We start from the raw sequence: 7,232 nt of genomic DNA, 5'->3' as shown, positions 1-7,232 counted from the left end.
GCAGCGGAGTAATGACCCCTAATGCTACAGGGACGCCCGTGTCCATCAAGCGCCCAGACCGCCCAGGCACACGTACTTGGTCTCCATGTAGTCATCGAGCCCCATATAAGAGCCTTCTCTGCCGAAACCAGAATCCTTGACACCCCCAAAAGGCGCGACCTCGGTGGAGATGAGCGCCTCGTTGATGCCGACCATACCCACTTGCAAGCGCCGCGCGACCCGCCAGATGCGGGCAACATCCTGAGCGTAAAAGTAGCCCGCGAGGCCGGCCTGTGTGTTGTTCGCCAGTGCAAGCGCATGTGCCTCATCGGTGAATGGCATCACCGCGATGACCGGACCAAAGGTTTCCTCTCTGAAGATGGCCATTGCCTGTGTCAGCCCGCTCAAGACGGTCGGCTGAAAGTACAAGGGCCCCTGACTGTCCAGGGCATGACCACCCAGGTGCAACTCGGCGCCGTGCGCCAAAGCATCTTCAACGTGCCTGCGGACCTTGCCAACTGCTGTCTCGTTGACCAGCGGGCCGACATCGGTGGTTGCCTCGCTCGGTTCTCCTACAACCAGTTTCGAAACGGCTTGGGTGAGCTTGGCCACGAAGGCCGGGTAGCACCCCGCCTGAACCATGAAACGGTTAGGGCTGACGCATGTCTGACCATTGTTTCGAAACTTGGCGGCCACGGCGCCTCGCACGGCGGCATCGAGGTCGGCGTCGTCGAACACGATGAAGGGCGCATTGCCCCCCAGCTCAAGCGACAGCCGCTTCAGCGTAGCCGATGCGCGCTGCGCAATTCCCTTGCCCACAGGTGTTGAACCGGTGAAAGAGACTTTGCGAACACGATCCGACGCCATCCACACATCAGTCAAGACCTGTACCTGGCTGCGTGAGGAGGGCAACACGTTGAGCACGCCAGCAGGAAGCCCTGCCTCCTGGGCAAGACGGGCCATGTAAAGCGCAGTGATAGGCGTGTCCTCTGCTGGTCTGACCAACACCGTGCAGCCCGACGCCAGCGCTGGCGCGATCTTGCGCGCCAGCATGGCGTAGGGAAAATTCCAGGGTGTGATGACTGCCACAACCCCGACGGGCTCACGCATCGCCAGCAGTTGGCGCCCCGGGACGGGCGAGGGTATCTGTGTGCCGTAGGCACGCCGGGCCTCTTCCGCAAACCAACGGACGTAGCCATTGCCATAGGCCACCTCCGCTCGGCTGTCCCGAATCGTTTTGCCAAGCTCACGGGTGATCAGCTGCGCCAGGTCCTCGGCATGCGCCTCAAGCAGCCCCAGCCAGCGCAACAGAAACGTGGCTCGGAGAGCCGGTGGTTGGGCAGACCAATCAGAAAAAGACTGGACTGCTGCCGCAAGTGCCGCCTCCGCCTCAGGGGCGCCACAATTGGCAACACGCCCTACCACCGAGCGATTCACCGGGTTGGAAACCTCGAACCAATCGCCCGTTGATGCGGCGATCCATTGACCGCCAACGATGGCGTGCCACTCACTCAAAGTACTGAAACTCACTGCAGAGTGTCCGCCTTGACGTTGTTGTCCGTGATCACCTTGCGCCACTTCTGGGTCTCAGATCGCACCAGGTCGCGAAGCTGATCCGAGCCCATGGGCATGGGGTTGCCACCCAGTTCACGCAGCTTGTTCAGCACCCGCGTGTCTTTCAGCGCATGCCCCATCTCGACGTTGATCTTTTCTATTACGGTCGCTGGTGTTCCGCGCGGAGCGAACAGGCCAAACCAGCCCGTTGCATCGAAGGGTCAGAATTCGGTGGAAATTAACACTCAGGCCCGTCAGGTCGCGTGAGACCTCCCACAGTTTGGATCTCTATCCGCTCACACAACTGAATTTGATGCTACCCGCAAGCATCACTTTCCTCTGAGGGCAACCATCACCACCGGCTGAAGTTGATGCTACCGGTGCAACAAATACTGGCGTTCGACACGCAATTCAAGTAACTTTGATGCTTCGTCACCGGAAGTGGAGCATCTGCCATGTCCGAGCACGCAAGGATTGGGAAGAGGCTTGGCCACGCTGTTGAGGTCGACCTTGCCCATTGGATAGACGTCGACCACGATGCGTTGCCTGAGAAGCGGCGGGCCCAATTCCTGACGCGGCGCAAGGCCATCGAGATGTACCTGGCCGGCGCCTCGGAAGCCGAGCTGCAGGAAGTCACTGGCCTGCCGAGATCCAACATCTATCGCATCATTGTGGACCGATGCTTGGCCCAGCATTCGGATGGAACGCTGATGGGCTGGCGTGGCGCCCTGCCCTTTTTTCGTGTGGCTGGCTACCAAAGAAAGACTGCGCCAACGGTTCGCACTCACTCGGGCGGCGGGACAGCCGGGGCGCTGCAGTGGCTCTTCGATTCCCCAGGCGGGGCAGACATCGAGGCCAAGTTCCGCAAACAAATTGTGGGAAAAGTGCCGCAGCTCGCGTCTGCGAAACGCCCCAAGCTGGAGCTGTTCACGTGGTTCATCAAAGAGCTGCGTGCGGCTGGCCTTGAGGCACGAGGCGAGTGGCCCTTCAATGTCGATAAGTTGGGCTATGTCAGCATCTGCAAGTTCATCGAAAAGGTCATGGACGAGAAACCAAGGCGCCAGCGGCAGCTGCTCGGTGGCAAGGATGCCGAGCGCAAAGCACGCGCGGGTGATGGCGCCGATAGACCTGACCTGCGCGTATTCCAGCGGGTGGAGTGCGACGCCCACAAGCTGGACACCCGGATGGTGGTTCTCATACCGTCACCCCACGGCGGCTATGAGACCCGCACGATTCGCCGTGTGTGGGTCATCGTCGTCATCGAGGTCGCGTCACGCGCCGTGCTCGGTTATCACCTCAGCCTGCATCCCGAATGCAATGCGGAGGACGTGCTTCGAGCTGTAAAACGCGCGCTGACGCGTTGGACTCCACGGGAGCTGCTCTGGAGCGACAACGCGTACGTCGACGGGGCCTGCTTGCCGTCTGGCCACCACGACCGCTACCTGGGCGCCTGCTGGGACGAATTCAGTGTCGACGGCGCCATGGCCAACATCTGCAAGCGGGTCGAGCGCCAGCTGCTCGAAGTGGTCGACTCCATCATCCTCAAACCGCAGGATCCCTCCAGCTACACCAGCAGGCGAAGCAAGGACGACCGCCCCTTCATCGAGTCCTTCTTCGGCCAGCTCGCCAAAGGTGGATTTCATCGTCTGTCGACCACAACGGGCAGCAAGCCGGCCGACAAACGCGGCGCCGATCCAGCGCAGGCCGCCACCGAGTCGCAGTTCCAGCTGGAGTACGCCGAAGAGCTGCTGGACACCCTCATCGCCAACTACAACGCCCGACCGCACTCCGGGTTGGGTTGGCGCAGCCCGATCGCCCAGCTCGATTTTCTGACGAGCCGCGATCCAGAGCGCATCCGGCAAGCCGACACCAGCGCCGTGCGCCGTCTGGTCAGCATCCGAAAGCTGTGTACCTTGAAAGGCGGTGTCAGCACGGGGCGACGCCCGTACTTTCAGTTTGCAAATGCGCGCTACTCAGCGGAGTGGTTGGTGCTGCGCACGGACCTTATAGGCAAGCTCCTGTGGCTGCAGTTGGAAGACGAAGACGATGCGAGGTTCGTCAGCGTCTCGAATGAGCGCGGCGAATTCCTGGGTGTGCTTCGAGCAGCTCCTCCTTGGCACAGGTTGCCACACACCCTCTACATGCGCCAAGCCATCCGTGCGCTGGAGAAACGCCGCGCAGTGCATCTCAGCGGACAATGCGACGCCGTCGAGGAGCTGATCCGCTACGCCGAGGGCGCGGGGGGCAAGAAGCTGCCCCCACATCCCGCTTACCTGGAGGCCAGGCGCGTGCTGCGCAAGCACGCGGAAGAACTGGTGGATGAACCCATGGTGGCGCGCGCCAGTGAAACACTGTCAACGCCCTCGTCGCTGTCTACCAAGACAACTCAGAAGCTTGAACGGCCCACCGCACCTGAAAAGCCTGACAAACCTCGTCGTCCGCTGCCCCCGATGGAAATGGCGAAGACCTGGTGATGGACGCCTACTCCATGAGTCCGCTGGTCGCGGACCACCTCCCGCAGAACCACCCGGTGGTGACGCGCGACTACTCACTCTTCACACCGGCGATTTCCGAGATGGTCAACACTGTCGCCCGCTGGATCGACGACCAGGTGGACGGGGCGACCATTTACGGCCCGTCACGTTTTGGAAAGTCCAGTGCTGTCGACCATTGGCTCCAGGCTCTGCTCTCCAAGCGCTGCGGCGGGCACGTTCCCATGGTGGTCTGGAGCCACACCGATTCTGGTGGCGCATCGTCCGTCGGGCGTTTCCACGCCCACCTCTTGCACGCCAGCCAACACCCGCTGGCCAGGGCCGCGCGCAGCCCGCTCGACCGCCAGCACATGCTCATTGAGCGCTGGGCCGCGTTGGCCTCACAGAACGGCGGCCGTTTTCTGGTGCTGGTCATCGACGAGGCGCAGGGCATGACCCAGCGCGAGTGGATGTGGCTGGTCCAATTGCACAGCCTGCTGGAGAAGGAACGCCTGCGGCTGTGCGTCTTCTCGATCGCCTCGCTGCAAGTCTTCGACGAGCCGGTCGGCATGGCTCTCTCGGGCGGGGCGCACGTTGCAGCTCGATTCATGTTGGTGTCCGAACCTTTCCATGGCGTCCGCGACGTCGATGAGTTGCGTTTTGTCCTGTCGGGCTATGACGAAGGCACCGAATGGCCAAAAGGCTCGGGGACGTCTTTCACCGCCGGCCTGGCGCCACAGGCCTGGGCAGACGGCTTCAGGATGGCGGACCATGCTGATGGCCTGATGCAAGCCATGGTGGACGAGTTGCCCGCCCGGTACGAGGGCCCCATCGAATTCCCTATGAAGACCGTCGCACAGGCAGCACGGCACGCGCTGCTCCGGGTGGCCGCCGGCGCCGATCCCGCGGACGTGATGTCCAACGCATCTTGGCGTCGCATCGTGGCCGGTTGCGGCCACAAGGCGCTGATGGCGGTGGTCACGGCAATATCGCCACGTCTGACGCGCAATGGCGCCAAGGGCTGAGTGCGATGGCCACGTCTCGCTTGACCTGGCACGCCGGCAGCATCCTGCCGTTCGCCTCGCTGTGGCACACCCTGCTGCGTGTTGCGGCGTTGAACTCGCTTCGCACACGAGAGATCCCAGACGCCGACGCCCAAGGAGAACTAGGCACATGGTCGACCATGCACTCCCGCGCCAGCCTGCTGTACAACGAGTCCAGCAACCGGCAAGGTGAGGGAATCTCGACCCGCGCCCTGGCGCGCTGGCTGCATGAACCGGTCGAGGCTTTTGAGTGGTCACATCTGGGCCGAATTCCCAAGAGCCTGCGAGGTATCGTGCATGAAGGACTCCGCCACTGCCCAGAATGCCTGGCCGCCGGGTACCACAGCGCCTTGACGTCGCTGCGCCCGCTCCAAACCTGCCCCATCCACGGCCGCGAGCTGTTGAGTCGCTGCCACTGCGGACGTGCCTTTGAGGGACGAATTGATGACAAGGTACTCGCACACACTTTGTCTTGCGCCTGCGGCAAATGGGCGTACTTCACAAAGCAGACGTGCCGGCGCCCCGTGATGACGACCAGTGAGGTCTCAGCGTTGACCCCAGTTGTCCATTGGCTGGAGGCCTTTGTCTCGGTGGGGCACCCCCAGTTCGGCAGCGGCCAGAAGAGTGCGTTTGCCATGGAATGCTGGTTGAAGGACTTGAGGGCCTGGAGTGACGTGCTGGGTATCGGCTACCCGAGTTGCTTCAAAGCAGCCCCCTGCCCTTCACGCCGGCGCATTGTGTCCACTGATGGACCGCTGGCCATGCCGACGACAGCCCCACTGCGCGCCCATTCCAACCAGCAGGGGCCAGCAGACAGACGGCAAGAGGGTCGCTACTGGGAGCGCAACCCCGCCACCTCGGCCTACAGGGGCATGCTTCGCCATCTCCGGCGGCATGTCAACCGCCACGGTGAGTCCTACGGCATCGATTTTCTGCGCAACCCGGATCCCTCACGCATTGCACACGTGATGCGCTCGAATCGGCAAGCGATGGTGGCATTCGCTGAAATGCTTTGGTCCAGAGGCATGGAGCCAAACGTCATGCGCCGCCGTTGGCCACACCGCGCGGTCGAACAAGATGTTCGGGGTGACTTTGTCGGGGACATTCAACCCCCTTTCAGTGCGCGCCACGCCGTCGTGTCTCCCGGACAAGACGATGCCGGTCGCCAGTGGGTGGAGTTCCAGTCCTGCCGCAGCATGATGCTGTCGCTCTGGAGAGACGCACAGCGGCGGGCATTGGAGGCGGTCCGCGCAGGCCATGCCGACTGGGGCGTCCTCTCGGGCGAGGACGCATTCCAGTGGGCGACGATCCACGGCCCCCAATCAATCTGCTTCGTCAGCCTGGAATCTCAACCTGGGTGGGACTGGACACTGCCGCTGCCAGACAAGGCGCGCCGACGCCAAGAACAACTGGAGACGACCGCCCGACGGCTGCGCATTGCTGTCGACGTTTGCCGTGGTCCGTGCCTGACTTTGAGCAGCATTGGCGAGTGGCACGTGGCTGAATCGATCTCACCGAGCAGCACGCGGGTGGACCAACACCGGCTATTGGGGGTTGGACACGGCAAGCCGAGGTTCTGGCTGTTTGAGTCCGGTGGCCAGTTCATTGCCCGAGTTGTCGATCTCAAGTTGCAGGTGCTGGCCAGCTCACCGCGCGAGGCCATCGAAGCACTTCGCCGAGGACTCACCCAGCACCAAAAAGCTTACCCACCGGCGGTCGCCCAACCCGCTCCTGGGTAGCCACTGGTCTTGATTTTCAGGTGAATTCGGCGTACCTTGTTCGTGGGAGTCGATGTCAACTGGACCAAGCATCAAATTTGGTTGCAAAGCAGCATCAACTTTAGTTGTGTGAGCGTCTATCAACGGCTCCAGCCCGTTTTTTCGTTACGCTATGGCTATAGATTATATTATTTATCTTTACCTAAAAAATCGACGCCAAAACACCAATTCACCGCCATCCTCGGATAAAGTCCAAGCCTGACAAGCACTTAGATCAGCCCCTCAGACCACCCCGTCGACCGCCCCGTGCACTCCTCCCCCGTTTTCAGCACCCCCCCTGCCCTGCTCGTGCCCCGGGACGCAGCGCCTGTTCGAACTGGGGTATGGCAGCCGGCCCGACACTTCTTCGGTGTTGCTCGTGGCCATCGCGACCGCTTCGGGGACGTTGCTGAAATCTGCGCACACGC

Annotated in this window: 4 protein-coding genes and 1 pseudogene; 3 read left to right on the top strand and 2 right to left on the bottom strand. The window is 62.0% G+C overall.

Annotated elements, in window-relative coordinates:
• Positions 1-45: 45 nt before the first annotated feature.
• A complete protein-coding gene (locus ACK4OE_RS24320; protein WP_409888934.1) occupies positions 46-1,509 on the bottom strand; it encodes an NAD-dependent succinate-semialdehyde dehydrogenase in 1,464 nt (487 codons plus the stop codon).
• A pseudogene (locus ACK4OE_RS24315) lies at positions 1,506-1,739 on the bottom strand (tripartite tricarboxylate transporter substrate-binding protein); the annotation flags it as partial. The pseudogene ACK4OE_RS24315 and the gene ACK4OE_RS24320, both read right to left, overlap by 4 nt.
• 249 nt (positions 1,740-1,988) lie before the next feature.
• Here ACK4OE_RS24315 and ACK4OE_RS24310 point away from each other — a divergent pair.
• Genes ACK4OE_RS24310 through ACK4OE_RS24300 form a run of 3 tightly spaced genes read left to right on the top strand, consistent with a single transcriptional unit; the run spans position 1,989 to position 6,786 of the window.
• Complete coding sequence (locus ACK4OE_RS24310; RefSeq protein WP_409888932.1) at positions 1,989-4,007, top strand: hypothetical protein; 2,019 nt, start codon at positions 1,989-1,991, stop codon at positions 4,005-4,007.
• A complete protein-coding gene (locus tag ACK4OE_RS24305) occupies positions 4,007-5,029 on the top strand; it encodes an ATP-binding protein (RefSeq protein ID WP_409888930.1) in 1,023 nt (340 codons plus the stop codon). The genes ACK4OE_RS24310 and ACK4OE_RS24305 overlap by 1 nt, the downstream gene beginning before the upstream one ends.
• Before the next feature lie 20 nt (positions 5,030-5,049).
• Positions 5,050-6,786 (top strand): hypothetical protein, encoded by a 1,737-nt coding sequence (locus ACK4OE_RS24300; protein ID WP_409888928.1) that lies wholly within the window; start codon positions 5,050-5,052, stop codon positions 6,784-6,786.
• The last annotated feature ends 446 nt before the right edge of the window (positions 6,787-7,232 follow it).

Source organism: Acidovorax sp. (genome assembly GCF_046314175.1).
Lineage (GTDB): Bacteria > Pseudomonadota > Gammaproteobacteria > Burkholderiales > Burkholderiaceae_C > Acidovorax.
Note: the sequence above shows the minus strand (reverse complement) of the source record. Positions and strands in the feature narration are given on the sequence as shown.

What these genes read in the sequence shown, in the direction of transcription:
- ACK4OE_RS24310 (WP_409888932.1), top strand. Translation starts at nt 1,989, where the DNA reads ATGTCCGAGCACGCAAGGATTGGGAAGAGGCTTGGCCACGCTGTTGAG.
- ACK4OE_RS24305 (WP_409888930.1), top strand. Translation starts at nt 4,007, where the DNA reads ATGGACGCCTACTCCATGAGTCCGCTGGTCGCGGACCACCTCCCGCAG.